Annotated in this window: 14 protein-coding genes; 8 read left to right on the forward strand and 6 right to left on the reverse strand. The window is 73.7% G+C overall.

Features of this window, described 5'->3' with window-relative positions; all coding sequences use genetic code 11:
• Positions 1-34: 34 nt before the first annotated feature.
• Together BUE44_RS39465 and BUE44_RS01345 are read right to left on the reverse strand one after the other, a co-directional pair.
• Entirely contained in the window at positions 35-805 is a 771-nt protein-coding gene (locus tag BUE44_RS39465; RefSeq protein WP_073492699.1) for a 2-oxo-4-hydroxy-4-carboxy-5-ureidoimidazoline decarboxylase, read from the reverse strand.
• A 241-nt stretch (positions 806-1,046) separates the two neighbouring features.
• On the reverse strand, positions 1,047-1,997 hold the full coding sequence (locus tag BUE44_RS01345) for a DUF4253 domain-containing protein (RefSeq protein ID WP_073492701.1): 951 nt from the start codon (positions 1,995-1,997) through the stop codon (positions 1,047-1,049).
• 145 nt (positions 1,998-2,142) lie between these two features.
• Between BUE44_RS01345 and BUE44_RS01350 the strand changes: the two genes are divergently transcribed.
• Positions 2,143-2,916: an RNA polymerase sigma factor gene (locus BUE44_RS01350; RefSeq protein WP_235001854.1), complete on the forward strand. Its 774-nt coding sequence runs from the start codon at positions 2,143-2,145 to the stop codon at positions 2,914-2,916.
• A gap of 9 nt (positions 2,917-2,925) precedes the next feature.
• Positions 2,926-3,852: a hypothetical protein gene (locus tag BUE44_RS01355; protein ID WP_073492703.1), complete on the forward strand. Its 927-nt coding sequence runs from the start codon at positions 2,926-2,928 to the stop codon at positions 3,850-3,852.
• 157 nt (positions 3,853-4,009) lie between these two features.
• Here the strand turns inward: BUE44_RS01355 and BUE44_RS01360 are convergent, their stop codons facing one another.
• A complete protein-coding gene (locus BUE44_RS01360; RefSeq protein WP_073492705.1) occupies positions 4,010-4,918 on the reverse strand; it encodes a L,D-transpeptidase family protein in 909 nt (302 codons plus the stop codon).
• A gap of 217 nt (positions 4,919-5,135) precedes the next feature.
• Here BUE44_RS01360 and BUE44_RS01365 point away from each other — a divergent pair, with 217 nt between their 5' ends.
• Positions 5,136-6,716, forward strand: a complete 1,581-nt coding sequence (locus BUE44_RS01365; protein WP_073492707.1) for an acyl-CoA mutase large subunit family protein — start codon at positions 5,136-5,138, stop codon at positions 6,714-6,716.
• Here the strand turns inward: BUE44_RS01365 and BUE44_RS01370 are convergent.
• Genes BUE44_RS01370 through BUE44_RS01380 form a run of 3 tightly spaced genes read right to left on the reverse strand, consistent with a single transcriptional unit; the run spans position 6,692 to position 10,328 of the window.
• On the reverse strand, positions 6,692-7,927 hold the full coding sequence (locus tag BUE44_RS01370; protein WP_079189388.1) for an acyltransferase family protein: 1,236 nt from the start codon (positions 7,925-7,927) through the stop codon (positions 6,692-6,694). The two genes, BUE44_RS01365 and BUE44_RS01370, sit on opposite strands and share 25 nt — an antisense overlap.
• Entirely contained in the window at positions 7,924-9,300 is a 1,377-nt protein-coding gene (locus BUE44_RS01375) for a polysialyltransferase family glycosyltransferase (RefSeq protein ID WP_073492709.1), read from the reverse strand. Before BUE44_RS01375 ends, BUE44_RS01370 begins: the two co-directional genes overlap by 4 nt.
• Positions 9,300-10,328 carry a glycosyltransferase family 2 protein gene (locus BUE44_RS01380; RefSeq protein ID WP_073492711.1) on the reverse strand — a complete coding sequence of 343 codons (1,029 nt, stop codon included), beginning with the start codon at positions 10,326-10,328 and terminating at the stop codon, positions 9,300-9,302. Before BUE44_RS01380 ends, BUE44_RS01375 begins: the two co-directional genes overlap by 1 nt.
• Before the next feature lie 185 nt (positions 10,329-10,513).
• Here BUE44_RS01380 and BUE44_RS01385 point away from each other — a divergent pair, with 185 nt between their 5' ends.
• The 5 genes from BUE44_RS01385 (at position 10,514) to BUE44_RS01405 (ending at position 17,559) form a co-directional block, all read left to right on the forward strand.
• A complete protein-coding gene (locus BUE44_RS01385; RefSeq protein WP_235001855.1) occupies positions 10,514-11,812 on the forward strand; it encodes a DUF6716 putative glycosyltransferase in 1,299 nt (432 codons plus the stop codon).
• Between the two features lie 466 nt (positions 11,813-12,278).
• Positions 12,279-13,529, forward strand: coding sequence for an acylneuraminate cytidylyltransferase (locus BUE44_RS01390; protein ID WP_073492716.1), 1,251 nt, complete (start codon positions 12,279-12,281; stop codon positions 13,527-13,529).
• Between the two features lie 49 nt (positions 13,530-13,578).
• Positions 13,579-14,532, forward strand: coding sequence for an N-acetylneuraminate synthase family protein (locus tag BUE44_RS01395; protein ID WP_407639979.1), 954 nt, complete (start codon positions 13,579-13,581; stop codon positions 14,530-14,532).
• Positions 14,533-14,608: 76 nt separating this feature from the next.
• Positions 14,609-15,763 (forward strand): hypothetical protein, encoded by a 1,155-nt coding sequence (locus BUE44_RS01400; RefSeq protein ID WP_073492718.1) that lies wholly within the window; start codon positions 14,609-14,611, stop codon positions 15,761-15,763.
• 233 nt (positions 15,764-15,996) lie between these two features.
• Positions 15,997-17,559 carry a glycosyltransferase gene (locus BUE44_RS01405; protein ID WP_079189389.1) on the forward strand — a complete coding sequence of 521 codons (1,563 nt, stop codon included), beginning with the start codon at positions 15,997-15,999 and terminating at the stop codon, positions 17,557-17,559.
• The last annotated feature ends 150 nt before the right edge of the window (positions 17,560-17,709 follow it).

Genomic DNA, 17,709 nt, shown 5'->3' on the forward strand with positions numbered 1-17,709 from the left:
GAGCGGGGCGAGGGGTGCCGGCTAGGGGTGTCGGTCACGCCCGGCCGGGTACGGTCCACCGGCCCCGGCCATCGTAGCGACGCGATACGGGGTCGGTACCGCGGGGTAGGCCAGGTGTGATCGATCCCGCACGGTCGGGTGAACGGGGCGGCTCGAATGCCCGCTCGGAATGGTCCGTATGCCAGTCCTCGCTGCTCGGCCCGGTGCCACCGGAATCGGAAGCTGTGGGTCCGCCGGCTCCCGCGGGTCCCGCGCACCGGGCGGACCGGGCGGTTCCGCCGGCCAGCCGGACCAGCCGGGTGCGGCAGATCCGGCGCAGCTGCTCGGCGGTGACCACCCGCTCCTCGTCCTCGTCGTGGCCGAGCCGCTCGCGGAGGCTCGCCAGGGTCTGGTCCAGGGCCGCGCCCGGGTCGGCGGCGGTGTGCTCGTCGAGGGCGAGGATGAAGGCGTGGCCGAATTTCGCCTCGTAGTGCGCGTGGGCGGCGCGCAACGCTGTGTGCACGGTCAGGCCGCCGCGGTCGGTCAGCGCCGTGGTGGCCTCGCCGGCCAGCGCCTCGGCGAGATCGCCGGGCGTCAGGTCGTACGCCGCCTCGTCCGCCGCGGCCAGCAGTGCCTCGACGGTCGGATACGGGCGGTGCGCGGCCACCCGGCGGGCCCACCGGTGGCTGCCGCAGCACGCCAGCAGCGCCGCCTCGGCGGCGGCGGGGGGCGCGTGGTTGAGCCGCGTCAGCGGGGACGGCCGAGCGTCGGACGCGGTGTCGCTGGACAGCAGCGGGGCTCCTGGGTCGTGGTGGGACGGCCGCACGGTCCCCGTACGGCGGATTCGGCGGGGGAGAACTCCACTGTAGGCGCGGCGGGTTCGAACAGCGCAGGCAGGTGTGCGAACTTCACCCGTACGAAGCCATGCGTCGGCCCGGTGTTGACGCGGCCGACCCCCGCGGTCGGGCGCGGCGCGCCGGCCTGGCCGCGTACGCCGGTCGGCCCGTAAGGCGGCCTGCCCGTATACGTCCTCGGCCCGTGCGGTCATGCGCCGGTCGGCGTGGCCGTCAGTCCCACCAGAAGGACCACAGCCGCTCGCCGCGCAGCGCCTCCGCGTAGTCGGAGAAGGGGAAGGTGCCGTCGTTCAGGTTCGACGCGCCGGTCAGGACGTGTTCCAGGGCGACGTGCGCCGCGTGCCGGGACGTCAGCGGAGGGGAGGCCACCGACACGAAGACCGACGAGCCCTCGAAGCCGATGACCCGGGCGCCGAAGCGGTCCTCCCAGCTGCGCATCAGTGCGGACAGCTCCAGCGCGGGGGCGTCCGCGTCCCAGCCCACCGCGGCGGGCAGGTCGGCGCTGCGGTCCACCCGCGCCAGCGCGACGTACGCGGTGAAGCGGGTGGTGAAGTAGTGCAGCATCTGGCCGACGACGGCCCGCGCCACCGCGTCCGGCGACGGGCCCGGGTGCGGCTCGGCGGGCGCGGCGAGCCCTGGCCAGCGGGTGTAGGGCGGCCCCGCCGGGCCGAGCCGGGCGGCGGTCTCCCTCGGGTCCGGCGGCACCGCGAAGCCGAGCTGTGCCGCCAGCTCCGTCAGGTCGCTGAGGTCGGCGAGGGCCGGGTGCGCGACCAGGTCCGCGAGGTCCGCGAGCCCCGGGTGCGAGGCCGGGTCGCCCTGGCCGTGACGCTGCGCCGGGTCACCGAGGGCCGGATGCGGCCCCGGATCGGCGCCGCCCCGGTGCGCCGCGGGCGGTGGCGCGGTCTGGCGGTACGTCAGCCACGACTCGTGCAGCGACTCGGCCACGTCCACCGCGTCGATCTCCGCCGGCCGGTGGCCGTTGCCGTGGGCGCAGGGCCACGCCATCAGCACGGGGTGCCAGCCGGTGGCGCGCTGCTGGGCCTGGCAGGCGGCCCACAGGCCGCCGGGCGCGACCACGGGCTCCTCGCTGATCCACAGCCCCGGCGAGGAACCGGCGATCAGCCGCCCCGGGGGGAGGCCGTCGGGGAGGCGGGCCACGGACATGAGGGAATGCTCCTTGGCGGGGCACACGGAGAAGTGACGACGGCCGGGGGCCGCCTCCCCCCACAGGAGCGTCCCCGGCCGCCGACTTGTACTGCGTATCCCAGACCAAAAGTGTCACAGCCGCTCATGAGGCAGGATTGGCCGTGTGTTCGAGGGGGTGGGGCCCGACGTGGAATGGCACGAGTCTCTGGAGGCCGCGGTCGGCGCGGCGCAGCGGGGCGACGACACCGCGTTCCGTACCGTCTACCGCGCTGTCCAGCCGCAGTTGCTGAACTACGTCCGCAGTCTGGTCGGGCCGGCGGACGCCGAGGACGTGGCGTCGGAGGCGTGGCTGCAGATAGCCCGCGACCTGCCCAACTACCGCACCGGCAGCGGCTCGATAAGAGGCTGGGCGGCCAGGATCGCCCGCAACCGCGCGCTCGACCACATCAGGGCCCGCAGCCGCCGGCCGGTGAACGGCGGCGGGGTGGACGACCTCGTCCAGCTGCCCGACCGGGCCGACACGGCGGGCGAGGCGCTGGACGCGGTCGCGACCGACCGGGCGCTGGCCGCGATCGCGGCGCTGCCGCGCGAGCAGGCCGAGGCGGTGCTGCTGCGGGTGGTGATGGGGCTGGATTCGACCAGTGCTGCACGAGTGCTCGGAAAACGCGCCGGATCGGTGAGAATGGCCACCCACCGCGGGCTGCGGCGGCTCGCCGAGATCCTGGAGTACGACTCCGCGGACCCCGGCGAGCGCGCGGACCGGACGGACCGGACGGATCGGACGGATCGGACGGACCGGACTGACCGGCAGGACCGGAAAGAACACGGAGACGACCGGACGGCCGGGTACGGCGACGGCACCGCCGCGGTCCCCCAGCAGCGGCCCGCGGACCGGCCGCACGCGGATGTGACGTTTTCCGCGTCCAAGGCGCTGTGAGGGAGTGGGATGAGCGACAACACTCGACGCGAAGCCGCATCCACGGACCCGCCCCACCCGGCCCGGCACCCCCACCCGCCCCTGTACTCCACCGCGCCCCGCGCCGGGACCTGGCCCGACGCCCGCACCGCCGAGGTGCTGCTCTCCGGCGCCACTTCCTGGGCCCCGCCGACCGTGCCCGCCGACCGCCTCGTACGCCTGCTGGCCGCCGCCCGCGACGGGCACGCGCCGCTCGACCCGGCCCGGGAGGCCGCCGCGCTCGCGGCCTTCCGCAGCGCGGCCGCGGGACGGGCCCGCGGCGCCGTGCCCGCCAGGGCGCACCGCCGCCCGCTGGTGGTGCTGCGTACCGCGCTCGCCCTGGGGGCGGCCGGGGCCGCCGGGTCCCGCGGCCGCCCGCTGGCCGCGCTGCGTACCGCCTTCGCCGTGCGGCGCCCGCGGGTGATGGCCGCCGCCGTGGTCTCCGCGCTGGCGCTCGGCGGGGTGGCGGTGGGGATGGCCGCGGTCGCGCGGTCGTTCACGCCGGGGGAGGGTGCGGGGACGGGGCCGCTGGACACCAGGCCGCCCGCGGCGGTGTCGCCCGACGGCAGCACGGCCGGGCCGTTTACCGCGGGCCCCGGCCCGCTCGGCGGGAGCAGCCGGCCGCCGCTGTCGCCGCCGCTGTCGCCGCCGGCACAGGGCGGCGCCGAAGCCCACCGGCACGGGAAGGGCCACCAGGGACACGGGCACGGCTACGGGTCAGGCCGGGGGACCGGCCACGGGCACTCCTCGGACAAGGACCAGGAGTCCGGGCACCTGGCACCCTCGGCGGGCCGGACCGGCGGCGGCAGGACCGCCGAGACGGGGACGGCGGAAAAGGCGGAAAAGGGGCACAGCGCCGGCGGCTCCCGCCACAGCGGCCACGGGCGGCGCCCCGCGTTACGTGCGCCGCGCAGGTGACACTTCTGACGGTCCGTGCGCTGTAGGGGGTAGGGCCGACTGGTCATCGGCCCCCCTGACCCCGGTTCTCCCCGTATCGGGTTCGGGTACCACGGAGCGCGGCCGGGTGCATTCCCCCTGCCCGGCCGCGCCTCCTCCCCGTCACCACGGGGGCGGGTCACCAGTAGACGACGACCTTGTCGCCGATCCGCACCTCGTCGAAGAGCTTCGCGATCGCGGCCTTGTCCCTGACGTTGACGCATCCGTGGGACGCGCCGGCGTAACCGCGGGCGGCGAAGTCGGACGAGTAGTGCACCGCCTGGCCGCCGCTGAAGAACATCGCGAACGGCATCGACGAGTGGTAGATCGTCGAGACGTGGTCGCGGCTCTTGGAGTCCACGTGGAAGAGGCCCTCACGGGTCGGGGTGTACTGCGACCCGAAGCGGACGTCCATGGTCGCCTGGACCTTGCCGTTCACCACCCACGACAGGGTACGGCTGGTCTTGCTGACGCACAGCGCGCGGCCGGTCATGCAGCGCGCGTCCAGCTTGCCCGCCGGCTTGGCCGGGATCGGCGGGTACAGCTCCTTGCGGGTGGGCTGGTGGGTCAGTGAGCGCAGTTTGGACCAGGTGGCGGGGCTGACGTTGCCGGTCGAGGCGAGCCCGTGCCGCTCCTGGAAGTCGCTGACCGAATGCTGGGTGACGGTGCCGTAGTAGCCGGTCGGAGTGCGCGAGAAGAGACGCAGCTGGCCGAGCCTGGCCTGCAGCTCGCGCACCTGGGCGCTGGTCGAGCCGACCTTCATGACGGCAGGCTCGACCGGCGGCGCGGCCGGCGCCTTCGTCGTCGGCGCGGCCGTGGTGGTCGGCGGCGTGGTGGCCGGGTCGGTCGTGGCCGGCGCGGTGGTCGGGTCCGCGCTGCCGGTGGCCGGCTCGGTGGTGCCCGCGGTGGTCGTGGCCGCGGGCGGCTTCGGGTCGGCCCCGGTGTCCTGCGGGCCGCACGCGGCGAGCACCGCCATGGCGAGTGCCGCGCCGGCGGCCGCCACCGCCACCGAGACCCGTCGTCTGCCCCTGTTCCTACTGGTCGACATCGCTCTCCATCCCCGTGATCGAGCCTTGTTCAGCCCTAGACACGTTTCCGGCCCGTGCGGTTGCGGCACCCATGGTAGAGACGCGGGGCCGACGGCCGGCGGCCGACTGTGAGGAAGGTCCCAGCGGGGAGCGCTGCACGGCGTGCACGCCCGCCGCTACAGTCCGTGGCGGGAACCCCCTCGATCCCACCCCACCAGCACTGCGGAGGCGTGAAGCATGACGCGCGAGTCGGAAAGCGGCCTGCCGATCGAGCCGGTCTACGGCCCGGAGGCGCTGGGCGACTGGGACCCGGCCGAGAAGCTGGGGGAGCCCGGCGGATATCCGTTCACCCGCGGGGTCTACCCGTCGATGTACACCGGACGGCCCTGGACGATGCGGCAGTACGCCGGGTTCGGCACCGCCTCGGAGTCCAACGCGCGCTACAAGCAGCTGATCGCCAACGGCACGATGGGCCTGTCGGTCGCCTTCGACCTGCCCACCCAGATGGGCCACGACTCGGACGCGGCCATCGCGCACGGCGAGGTCGGCAAGGTCGGGGTCGCCATCGACTCGATCGACGACATGCTGGTGCTCTTCGACGGCATCCCGCTGGACAAGGTGTCCACCTCGATGACGATCAACGCGCCCGCCGCCCTCCTGCTGCTGCTCTACCAGCTCGTCGGCGAGGAGCAGGGCGTGCCCGCCGAGCGGCTGACCGGCACCATCCAGAACGACGTGCTGAAGGAGTACATCGCGCGGGGGACGTACATCTTCCCGCCGAAGCCGTCGCTGCGGCTGATCGCCGACATCTTCGCCTACTGCAAAACCGAGATCCCGAAATGGAACACCATTTCAATCTCCGGTTACCACATGGCGGAAGCCGGCGCGTCGCCCGCGCAGGAGATCGCCTTCACGCTCGCCGACGGAATCGAATACGTGCGCACCGCCGTCGCCGCGGGTATGGACGTGGACGATTTCGCACCGCGGCTCTCGTTCTTCTTCGTCTCCCGCACGACGATCCTGGAGGAGGTCGCGAAATTCCGGGCGGCCCGGCGGATCTGGGCGCGGGTGATGCGCGAGGAGTTCGGCGCGAAGAATCCCAAGTCGCTGATGCTGCGCTTCCACACCCAGACCGCCGGCGTGCAGCTGACGGCGCAGCAGCCCGAGGTCAACCTGGTACGGGTCGCCGTCCAGGGCCTGGCCGCGGTGCTCGGCGGCACGCAGTCGCTGCACACCAACTCCTTCGACGAGGCCATCGCGCTGCCCACCGACAAGTCGGCCAGGCTCGCGCTGCGCACCCAGCAGGTGCTGGCCTACGAGACCGACGTCACCGCCACCGTGGACCCCTTCGCGGGCAGCTACGTGGTGGAGAGGATGACCGACGAGGTCGAGGCGGCCACCGTCGAACTGATGGCGAAGGTCGAGGACCTGGGCGGCGCGGTCGCCGCGATCGAGCACGGCTTCCAGAAGGGCGAGATCGAGCGGAACGCGTACCGCATCGCCCTGGAGACCGACGCGGGCGAGCGGGTCGTCGTCGGCGTCAACCGCTTCAAGCTGGACGAGGAGGAGCCGTACGAGCCGCTGCGGGTCGACCCGGCGATCGAGGCGCAGCAGGCCGCCAGGCTCGGCGCGCTGCGGGCCGCCCGCGACCAGGACGCGGTCGACGCGGCGCTGTCCGCGCTGCAGAAAGCCGCCGCGGGCACGGAGAACGTGCTCTACCCGATGAAGGACGCGCTCAGGGCGCGCGCCACGGTCGGCGAGGTCTGCAACGCGCTGCGCGAGGTGTGGGGCACCTACGTGCCCACCGACGCCTTCTGACGTACCGGATCCTCGGACAGGGCCTCGGCGGAGAGCGAGCGGCCCAGGACCCGCTTGAGCCGCGGCGCCAGCGTGCGCTCCACGGACAGGTGCACCAGCCACGCCACGCCCAGCATCACCAGGACGGTCAGCGGCAGGATGACGTCGTCCGGCAGGCTGGTGCGGTGCACCAGCTGGTCGATGGTGACCCAGCCGACGTGCTCGTGGATCAGGTAGAAGGGGTACGTCAGGATGCCCGCGGTGGTCAGCCAGCGCCAGTCGACCGCGGCGACCCGCGGCACCAGGGTCACCACGGCCACCGCGAGGAAGGACAGGAAGACCACCAGGGTCACCCCGGTCGCGGTGCGGTGGTGGAAGACGTGCACGTGCTTGCCGACGGTGTTCGCGGCGACCGCGTAGCGCTGGCCGATGAGGAAGGCGCCGACCACGATGCCCCAGGACACCGCGTCGTGGCCGAAGCGGTAGATCAGGTAGAGGCCCATGCCGCCGATGAAGTAGGGGGCGTACTCGGGCATCAGCGCGACCTTGACGAAGGACGATGCGTCGGAGGCGTCCGCGTAGGCCGCGGCGAGCATCCACAGGCCGCAGAAGAGCAGCACCCGCTTCCTGGACGCCCCCGGCCACACGACGACGAGCGCGAAGAGGACGTAGAAGCGCATCTCCGCCCACAGCGTCCAGCACACGCCGAGCACCCGGTGGGCGCCCAGCGGCATCTGGAGCATGGAGAAGTTGACCAGCAGGTCGGTGTCGGGGATGCGCTTGTAGTCCGCCAGCACGTAGACCACGGTGGAGATGATCAGCGCGGCCCAGTAGGCGGGGTAGAGCCGGGTGATGCGGGAGATCGTGAAGTCCTTGACGGTGCGGCCCCAGCCGCTCATGCAGATCACGAAGCCGCTGATGACGAAGAACAACTCGACGCCCAGGCAGCCGTAGTTGAACATCGACGACGCCTGCGGCCAGATGTCGCGGGGCGTACGGCCCCAGGAGCCGGCGACGATGCCGTCCTGCCCGGCGTAGTGGTAAAGGGCCACCATCAGCGCGGCCACCAGGCGCAGCCCGTCCAGCGCGCGCAGCCGGCCGCGCGGGCGGGGCGCGGCGGCCGGTTCGGCCGGCGGGCCGGGCAGCGCCTCCGGGAGCGCGCCCGGGTCGCCGCCGGGCCGGGGGATCGAGTCCGTGGCCTGACCGGCCGAGTCGGGGACGTGCAGACTCATCCGAGGGCAGCTTTCTTCAGGGCGCGGGCGCGGCGCGCGACCCGGCGGACGGTGCGGTTGCGGGGCACGAACGCGAGCCGGGCCGGGACCGCCCCGGGCAGCCCCAGTGACGTCAGCCGCCGCCGCTTGAAGTACGGCCAGGTCTCCGCGGTCAGGTTCGCCCCGAGCCAGGCCACGGCCTCGTCCCGCAGCCGCGGGTGGGCCTGGGACTGCATGCAGTAGCCGACGGTGTGCAGCAGCGGCGTCAGTTCGGCCGCCACCTGCTCGGGCGACGGCGGCGACCAGCCGCGGACGGCGTCGGCGTCGGCCAGGTCGGGCAGGGTCGCGTGGACGATGGTGACCGGCACCCGGTTGCTGTTCTGGTACGGCGCCAGGCGGTCCAGCAGCAGCCTGGTGCCGGTGCGGGCCACCGGGATGCCGTAGAGCACCGACGCGGTGAGCAGCGCGGTGGAGAAGCAGCCGGCCACCAGCGCGGGACGGGCCTTGTGGTAGACCACCTCGGCGAGCACCGGGGTGTTCAGCACCGTCAACTCGGCGCCCAGCCGCGCGGCTTCCGCCGTGAGCGGCTCGGTCCAGTGGGCGGGCGCGGTCGGGTGCGGTTTGAAGACGATCTTCCGGTGGCCGAGCGCGACGGCGCCGCGCACCATCGACAGGTGCAGCTGCTCCTCCTCGTCGGCGCTGAGTATGCCCAGCGCCGACAGGTACTGCCCGAGCAGCAGCGCGGCGTCGTGCGGCAGTTCGTCCAGGGGGTCGCCGCCCGCGTCGCCGGCCGCCTCCGCGACCTCGGCGAGCACCTTGGTGAAGTCGGCGCCCGGCACGATGTGCGAGGGCACCCCGAACTCGGTGAGCAGCAGCGGTTCCAGGCCCGGGACGAGGTCCAGGTGCAGCAGCCGGTCGATCCTGGTGTCGACCAGCAGCCCGAGCTTGTTGCGGGTCGGGCCGTACGACATCAGGCCGTCGGCGTAGACCGAGATCGGCGAGCCGAGGAAGACCTGTGCGAACGACAGCGCGGGGGCGACCTGCAACGACTCGACGACCAGGTCGAGTTCGTCGTCGCCGAGCGCCCACAGCATCCGGAAGTAGCGCTCCCACATCGGCACCTCGTCGGCGCCGGGCTGCCAACCGCCGGGGTGCAAGGGGGAGATGGCCTCGTTCCAGGACACCACCTGGTCGAAGCGGCCGCGCAGGGCACGGAAACCCGGTGCCTCGTCGAGGCGTTCCGCGGTCTCCGGCACGCCGGAGTTGTTGCTGACCACCAGCACGCGGCGGTCGGCGGCGGGCAGCGCGCCCGCGTCGATCGCGGCGGCGAGCGTGGCGGCGCCGTAGAGGGTGGAGGCGAGCAGCAGTTGGGTGTGCGGACGTGCGCCGGCCATCACGCGACCACCGCTCCGGGCGTGCCGGCGTCGTCCTGCGCCCCGGTCTCCTGATCGGGCGTCTCCGACCTGCCGCCGAAGCGCCACCGCAGCCGGCGGATCTTCGCGCTGCGCTCCAGGTCCATCGAGTCGAGCACGTCGGCCAGCACGTCGGAGGGCAGCCGGCCGAGCGCGGCGGCGCAGGACGCCTTCAGCCGGCGGGCCATCGCCGGCTCGAAGCGGTCGATCTGGTCGAGGTGGAAGACGATCAGCGCGCAGAACTGCCGGACGGCCTTGGGCAGGAAGCGCTCGCCGTCCTTGTCGGCCGCCAGCATCGAGAAGATCCGCTCGGAGGCGCGGACGAAGTCCAGTTGGCGCTCGTCGCTGATCTGGGTGAGCGAGGTGGTGACCCCGCGCCGGTAGTGCACGCCGATGAGGTTGACCACCGCGCAGCTCTCCGCGCCCAGGTGCAGCTGCCAGGTCCACGGACGGTCCTCCGCGGTGCGCAGGTCGGTCGGGAAGTGCACGATGCCCTTGTCGACGATGCGGCGGTGGAAGGCCCCCGCCCAGCAGTAGGCGTAGTCGACCAGCGCCGGCCGGTCGGCGGGCAGCACCGTCTCGCGCGGGTCGAGCACCGCGTTACGGCGGCCGTGCGGGGCCCGCATGATGTTGCGCAGGCTGCCGGTGCACTTGAGGTGGTCGGTACGGACGAAGTCCACGTCCAGGTCGTCCATCGCCGCGACCAGTTGCGGCAGATAGCCCGGCGCGTACCAGTCGTCGCCGTCCATGAACGTCACGTAGCGCCCGCGCGACTCGTCGATGCCGGCGTTGCGGAGCGCCGAGACACCGGTGTGCTCGCGGCGGATGATGCGCGCTCCTGGGAGCGTACGTACCCCTTCTTCCAGCAGCTGCGGAGTCCGGTCGGTCGACCCGTCGTCCATCAGCAGGAACTCGTAATCCGGGCGGGCGTTGGCCCGGAGGCTGTGCAGTGCGTCGGGCACGAAAGGCTGCACATTGAAAAAGGGCACGATGACGGAGAGCTTGACCACCCGCCGAATCCTAAGGTGTCGCCTCGCGGCGTGATGGGCGAGAGGGGAACGTTTGGGTAAACGGAAAATGGCCGACAGGTGAGGGGGTCAATTCGCCGGAACACTCGCGAAGTAGCGGCATTCTGTTTACCTCCCGTTGTCCCGCGATTAGCGCATTCCACCCGCCTGCTTCCTACTGTCGGCGTGTGCCAGAACGTAAGACAGGGCCCCTGCGGGTCACGGTGATCGCCGACTCGGACACCCGGTGGAAATGGGGTGCGCTGACCGCGCGCCGCATCGACCCCGACGCCCGCCTCGACGCCCGGCTGCTCCGCGGCCGCGCCACCCCCACCTCGCGGCAGCTCGCCGAACTCGGTATCCCCGCCGACTCGATGGCCGAGTCGACCATGGCGGAACTGCTGGCCGAGACGCACGCGGGCACCTGTGACGTGCTGGTCGTCTCCTGCGTCGGCGGCACCGTCCAGGCGCTGCTGCACGGCCTGTCCCGCGCGTGGCAGGGCAGCGACCGCCGCCCGGTCGTCGTGACCGGATACGTCGGCGTGGTCTACGAGAAGCTCGCCGACGGGCTGCTGCTGCGCGCCGGCGCGGACGTCGTCCTGGCCAACAGCGCGGACGACGCACGGCGGTTCAGGGACGTCTACGACGGCGTCGGCTACCGCACCGGCAGCATCGTGGAGACCGCGCTCCCCTTCCTCGGCGGCGAGCCCTACCGGACCGACAGCGGCCGGCCCTTCACCGTCACCTTCGCCGTCCAGCCCTCGGTGCCCGACGGCCGCGCCGACCGGCTGCACCTGCTGCGGCGCGCCGTCGGCCACGCCCGGCTGCACCCGTCGCGCGAGGTGCTGGTCAAGCTCCGCAGCAAGCCGGGCGAGCACACCACCCACATCGAGGAGCAGCCCTACCAGAAACTGGTCGCCGCCCTCGATCCGCCGCCCAACCTGCGCCTGGTCTACGGCAACATGGCCGAGGTCCTGGACCGCACCGACCTGCTGGTGACCGTCAGCTCCACCGCGGCACTCGAGTCGCTGCACCGCGGCATCCCCACGGCGGTCCTCACCGACCTCGGCATCCGCGAGTCGCTGGGCAACCACCACTTCCTGGGCTCCGGCTGCTACGCCTCGTGGGACGAACTGGACGACGGCCGCCTGCCGCAGGCCTCGCCGGAGTGGACCGCCACCCACGGCGTCGCGGGCAGCGCCCCCTACGCCGCCCTGCGCGGCCGGGTGACCGCGCTGCTCGACCTGCCCGAACTCCCGGCACTGTCCCCTTATTACACGCTGCGCACCGCGCCCGGTTACCTGCCCGGCCTGCTGGCCCGCCACGGCCTCACCCCCAAGGGCGAGCCCGTCGCCGGCTTCACGCCCCGCGAGGCGGGCCCGGTCCGCCAGGCGGTCCGCGAATTCGTCCGCAACTCCGCCAGGACCGCCTATCGGCAGGGCGTTCAGCGGGTCGCCCCGACCATCCGCCGCTGGGGGCAGCTGTGACCCGATTCCGCGCCGGCGGCGGCGCTCGCCGCCCAGGGTGCCCCCTCCCGGGGCGCGGCAGTTCGGCGGTTCCCCCACGGCAGGGGGTGCCTCCCAGGGGCGCGGGGCTGCGTCTGATCCGCGGCCGGCGCCGCGGGGGCGCTGCTGCGTCGGTGGTGCCCTCCAGGGGCGCGCGGGGGTACCCCCATGCGGAAGCTCTGGTGGGGGTACCCCCATGCGGAAGCTCTGGTGGGGGTACCCCCATGCGGAAGCTCTGGGGGAGGACTGCGCCCGCAACCCTCCACCGGCCGGTGGTCCGGATCGGAGCGAAGAGCCCCTTTCGGACGGTGGCGACGTGCAGCCGGTCGACGGCTGGTCGTGCCCACGCGGCGCCGGCCGCACATCGGATGCAGTCCCGCGCCCCTATCAGGCGCCCCCTCCCCGGAGGGGAACCGCACAAGAGCCGCACGTACGACAGGAGTCACCCATGAGTGAGACGCACCGCCCGCCGGTGGAAGCGGCGGAACCGGCGGCAGGAGTCCAGGCCGGCGCCCGGGTGCTGGCCGTCATTCCCGCCCGCGGCGGGTCCAAGGGCGTGCCCGGGAAGAACCTGGCGCCGGTCGGCGGCGTGGCGCTGGTGGTGCGGGCGGTCCGGGCGTGCGTACGGGCCCGCCGCGTCAGCGCCGTGGTGGTCTCGACGGACGACCCGTCGATCGCCGAGGCGGCCCGCACGGCCGGCGCCGAGGTCGTGCTGCGCCCGGTTGCCATAGCCGGCGACACCGCGACCAGCGAGGCCGCGGTGCTGCACGCGATGGACGCCCACGAGGCGCTGTCCGCCGGCAGCACCGACGTGGTGCTGCTGGTCCAGTGCACCAGCCCGTTCCTCACCTCCGACGAGATCGACGGCGTAGTCGCCGCGGTGGTCGACGGCGGCGCGGACACCGCGCACACCGTCGCCCCCTTCCACGGCTTCATCTGGCGCGAGCCGGCCGAGGATGTCGCCGAGAGCGGCTCGGCCTACGGCGTCAACCACGACAAGGCCACCCGCCCGCGCCGCCAGGACCGCCCGCAGGACCTGCTGGAGACCGGTGCCGCCTACGCGATGCGCGCCGCCGGCTTCCGCGCCGCCGGCCACCGCTTCTTCGGGCGCACCGCCCTGGTCCGCACCGACCCCGCGAAGGTGCTGGAGATCGACGAGCCCGCCGACCTCCGGCGCGCCCGCGCCCTGGCCCCGCTGCTCGACCCGACGGCGGCCACCCCGACCCGCGACGACGTCGACGCGGTCGTCCTGGACTTCGACGGCACCCAGACGGACGACCGGGTGCTGATCGACGCGGACGGACATGAGGCCGTCACCGTGCACCGCGGTGACGGGCTCGGGATCGCGGCCCTGCGCCGTGCGGGACTTCCCGTCCTCATCCTGTCCACCGAGACCAACCCGGTCGTCGCCGCCCGGGCGAGGAAGCTCAGCGTCCCCGTCCTGCACGGCATCGACCGCAAGGACCTCGCGCTCAAGCAGTGGTGCGAGGAGAACGGCATAGCGCCCGAGCGCGTGCTCTACGCCGGCAACGACGTCAACGACCTGCCGTGCTTCGGCCTTGTCGGCTGGCCCGTCGCCGTCGCGGGAGCCCACGACGTCGTACGGGCCGCCGCCCGTGCGATCACCACGGTCGACGGTGGCCACGGCGCGATCCGCGAGATCGCCGCGTGGCTGCTCGGCCCCACTCTGGCCCGCTGACCCGGCCACCTCACCCCCGTCAGTCCCGAACCCCGTAAGGAACTCCCCCGTGACCTCTCCCCTCGCTTCCCTGCCCTCCAATCTGCGCCCGGTCGGCTCCCGCCACATCGGCAACGGCCAGCCCGTGTACGTCACCGGCGAGATCGGCATCAACCACAACGGCGACCTGGAGAACGCGTTCGCCCTCATCGACGCGGCCGTCGCCGCGGGCTGCGACGCGGTCAAGTTCCAGAAGCGCACCCCGGAGATCTGCACCCCGCGCGACCAGTGGGAGATCGAGCGGGACACCCCGTGGGGCCGGATGACGTACATCGACTACCGCCACCGCGTCGAGTTCGACGAGGCCGGCTACCGCTCGATCGACGCGTACTGCCGCAAGCGCGGCATCGACTGGTTCGCCTCCCCGTGGGACGTCGAGTCGGTCGCCTTCCTGGAGAAGTTCGACGTGCCCGCGCACAAGGTCGCGTCCGCCTGTCTGACCGACGACGACCTGCTGCGCGCGCTGCGCGCCACCGGCCGCACGGTCATCCTGTCCACCGGCATGTCGACGCCCCGGCAGATCCGGCACGCCGTCGAGGTGCTCGGCAGCGACAACATCGTGCTCTGCCACGCCACGTCGACCTACCCGGCCAAGCACGAGGAGCTCAACCTGCGGATGATCAACACCCTGCAGAACGAGTACCCCAACGTGCCCGTCGGCTACTCCGGCCACGAGGTCGGCCTGCAGACCACGCTGGCCGCCGTCGCGCTCGGCGCCGTCTTCGTCGAGCGCCACATCACCCTCGACCGCGCCATGTGGGGCTCCGACCAGGCCGCCTCGGTCGAGTCGACCGGCCTGGAGCGGCTGGTCCGCGACATCCGCATCATCGAGACGTCGCTGGGCGACGGCGTCAAGAAGGTCTACGAGGGCGAGCTGGGCCCGATGAAGAAGCTGCGCCGCGTCGCCGGCGTGGTCGCCGAGACCGAGGACGCCGAGTCCGGCGCGGTGAGCGCCTCCGTCTGACCTGCGGACGCGGTACGGGCGGCGGAGACCGCGGGAAGCACCAGGACGACCACGAGTGAGGACAAGGAACGAGTCGATGACCGACACCCCCGCCTCCGGCACCCTCCCGACGCCCCGACCGGGCACCGGGGCCGTAGCGCTGGTCGAGTCACCCGTTCAGCTGCTCAACGTCCTGGAGTGGGCGCACATACATCCGCCCGCGATCCCCGCCGCCCGTGACGGCCGCGCCGACGACGACGGCGCCGCTGCCGTACGGGAACCCGCCGCGCTGCCGCTGACCGTCGTGGTGCTCTCGCCCGCGGACCCGACCAGCCGCGGCCAGCTGCGGCGGATGGCCGAACTCGCCCGCGACCAGGGCGCGGTCGTCCGCTGGTACGAGGCCCGCGGCGGCCGCGGCGGCCTGCTGCGGACGGCGGTCGCGCTCGCGCCCCTGCTGGTCCGGGTCAGGCTGCTGGTCATCGGCGACCCGTTCTCCCGGCTGGTGCAGGTACTGCTGCCGCTGTGCCGGGCCAGGCGGCTCACCGTCGTGGACGACGGCACCGCGACGATGGAGTTCACCGAGATCCTCTCCCGCGGCGGCCGGCTGGTGCGGTGGCACCGCAGCGGGCGGCGCCGCTCCCCGGTGGACGCCGCCTTCGGGATCTTCGCGTCCGCCGCCCGCCGCCGGCTCACCCCCGGCCGCCGGCGGCACGTCGAACTCTTCAGCGCCATGCCCGCGACGCCGCCGCCCGGCATGGCGCTGCGCACCAACCGCTTCGCGTGGACCCGCAGCCGCTTCGGGCCGCCGGGCGTGCTCGACGGCACCGACCTGATCGGGACGTCGCTGGTCGAGACGGGCGTCGTGGACCCCGGCCACTACCTGTCGGTGGTCACCGGACTGGCCGCGACGTACGGGGCGAAGCGGTATTTCGCCCATCGCAAGGAGTCGCAGGACAAGCTGCACCGGCTGGCCGCCGAGACCGGCCTGGAGATCGTCCGCCCCGACCTCCCGCTCGAACTCGTCGCCCGCCGCGGCCCGACCGGCCGCCGCGTGCTGTCCTTCCCCTCGACGGTCGTCCACACGCTGCCGCTCGTCCTCGACGGTACGGGCGTCGGCATCACCGTCGTGGACATCGACCCCGCCTGGCTCACGGCCGGCGCCGCGCCCCGCGCCCACACCTTCCTCAGCGACATCACCGACTCCGCCCGCGACCTCCACAACCTCCCCCCGGCGGCCACCCCGACGCCCTGACCTCAGCCACCCTCCGCGGCCGAGGCAACGCCGGGCGTAGGAGGACGCAGGCCCGAAGGGGCGCGTGGGGGTACCCCCACGCGAAGCTCTGGGGGAGAACCGCGCGACCAGCCACAACGCGGCCGCGGACAAGCAGCACACCGCAACTGGCGCAGGCGGCACCTGACGCCTCGTTCGCTCCGCGGCCAACCGCACGTAACCCAATGATCATCTCCGTAGGATTGAGTACGGGAATGGCGGGATCATTACGCGGCACCGAACTCGCGCACCTCTCGGCCCCCGGTCTCGACGCGGGCCCGGACTCCGCCGCGGCCCCGGCCGCACGCGGTGTCGCGGTGGTCACCAGCGGCGGCGTCGACGGTGACTCCCGGGCCCTGCGGGTGGCGGCGGCGGCGCAGGCCGCGGGCTACCGCGTCACCCTCGTGGGGCAGGCGCCCGCGACCGTGGCGCCGCGCGGCATCGACGTGCGGCAGGTCGTCGTGCGAGGGGTGCTGGGCAACCACCGGGTGCGGCGCCCGCGACCGGGCCTGCGCTGGCCGCTGGCCTATCGCAGTGCCGGCGCGCACGACCACCGCACGGTGCGGATCGAGGCGGCGAGGGCGCTGCTGGTGACCCGCGCGGCGGAGCTGAACCTGGTGCACCGCCCGCTGCCGCTGCTGGCGCTCGCCCGGTGCGGACACGCGCTGGCCTGGGTGCGCTACGGGGTGCGGGCCGGCTGGACGCGGGTGCGGGCGGCGCAGTACCTGGCGGCGGTACGCCGGCGGCGCAGTCCGGACGCCCGGCTGGACAACCTGATGACGGACCTGACCCGGCTGCTGCTCGGCCGCAGGGCCTGGCGCCGGCTCGACCCGGGCCTGCTGGACGAGGAGGTCGCCTACGGCCCGGTGCTCGACGAGGTGCGCCCGCACCTCATCCACGCGCTGGGGCACCGGGCGCTGGGCGTCGCGATCAGGGCCGCGCTGCGCGCGGAGGGGACGGGGCACCGCGTCGAGGTGGTGTGGGACGTGCCGCCGCGCACCCCTGCCCCGACCCGCAGGGCGGACGTCGCCGGCGACGCGCACGAGCGGTCGTTCGCCCGCGAGGCGGACGGCGTGGTGACCGTCGGCGAGGGCCTGGCCCGCGAGCTGCGGGCCAGGCACCGGCTGCCGGCGACCCCGGCGGTGGTGCGCAACGCCCCGCCGCTGGCCGAGGCCATGCCCCGGCACCCGCACGGCGTCCGCGACCGCTGCCGGCTGGCGCCCGACGTACCGCTGCTGGTGCACGCCGGGCCGGTCGCGCCCGACCGCGGCCCCGCGACCGTCATCGAGGCGCTGCCCAAGCTCTACGACCTGCACGCGGCCTTCGTCGTCCCCGACCCCTCGCACCCCGGCCTGGCCGCCCTGCGCTACCGCGCCGCCCAGCTCGGCGTCCACGCCCGGCTGCACGTGCTGCCGTACGTGCCCGTCGCGGAGATCCCGGCCTTCCTGGCCTCGGCCGACATCGGCGTCCTGCCGGTCCACAAGCTGCCGCACCACCAGTCGGTGCTGGCCACCCGCTACTTCGAGTACGCGCACGCCCGGCTGCCCGTGGTGGTCAGCGACGTGCGCGCGATGGCCGCGGCGACCCTGGAGCTGGGCAACGGCGAGGTCTTCCGGGCCGGCGACACCGCCGACTTCGTCCGCGCGGTCGGCGCGGTGCTGACCAACCCGCGCCGCTACCGGAAGGCGTACGACCGCGTCGACGTGCTGCGGGAATGGTCCTGGCAGACCGAGTCGGCCCGGCTGCTCGACCTCTACGGCCGCCTGCTGGGGCCGTAGGGCCCACCGGCCGTACGGGGCCGCGTTGCCTCGCGGGCGGCTGCTCGTTGAGCGAGTATGGGGGTGTTCACGTCCGAACCCTAAAAGGGAGGACATACCCCTGAGGATGACCGGGTATGCGCCGATCGGGCTACTTCTTCACCTCCAGAC

Origin of the sequence: Actinacidiphila paucisporea (genome assembly GCF_900142575.1) — a bacterium.
In the GTDB taxonomy this organism is placed as follows: Bacteria; Actinomycetota; Actinomycetes; order Streptomycetales; family Streptomycetaceae; genus Actinacidiphila; species Actinacidiphila paucisporea.

Excerpts from the sequence above, each read along its gene's own strand:
- BUE44_RS01345 (WP_073492701.1), bottom strand. The coding sequence starts at position 1,997 with ATGTCCGTGGCCCGCCTCCCCGACGGCCTCCCCCCGGGGCGGCTGATC.
- BUE44_RS01355 (WP_073492703.1), top strand. The coding sequence starts at position 2,926 with ATGAGCGACAACACTCGACGCGAAGCCGCATCCACGGACCCGCCCCAC.
- BUE44_RS01360 (WP_073492705.1), bottom strand. The coding sequence starts at position 4,918 with ATGTCGACCAGTAGGAACAGGGGCAGACGACGGGTCTCGGTGGCGGTG.
- BUE44_RS01365 (WP_073492707.1), top strand. The coding sequence starts at position 5,136 with ATGACGCGCGAGTCGGAAAGCGGCCTGCCGATCGAGCCGGTCTACGGC.
- BUE44_RS01370 (WP_079189388.1), bottom strand. The coding sequence starts at position 7,927 with ATGAGTCTGCACGTCCCCGACTCGGCCGGTCAGGCCACGGACTCGATC.
- BUE44_RS01375 (WP_073492709.1), bottom strand. The coding sequence starts at position 9,300 with ATGGCCGGCGCACGTCCGCACACCCAACTGCTGCTCGCCTCCACCCTC.
- BUE44_RS01390 (WP_073492716.1), top strand. The coding sequence starts at position 12,279 with ATGAGTGAGACGCACCGCCCGCCGGTGGAAGCGGCGGAACCGGCGGCA.
- BUE44_RS01400 (WP_073492718.1), top strand. The coding sequence starts at position 14,609 with ATGACCGACACCCCCGCCTCCGGCACCCTCCCGACGCCCCGACCGGGC.
- BUE44_RS01405 (WP_079189389.1), top strand. The coding sequence starts at position 15,997 with ATGGCGGGATCATTACGCGGCACCGAACTCGCGCACCTCTCGGCCCCC.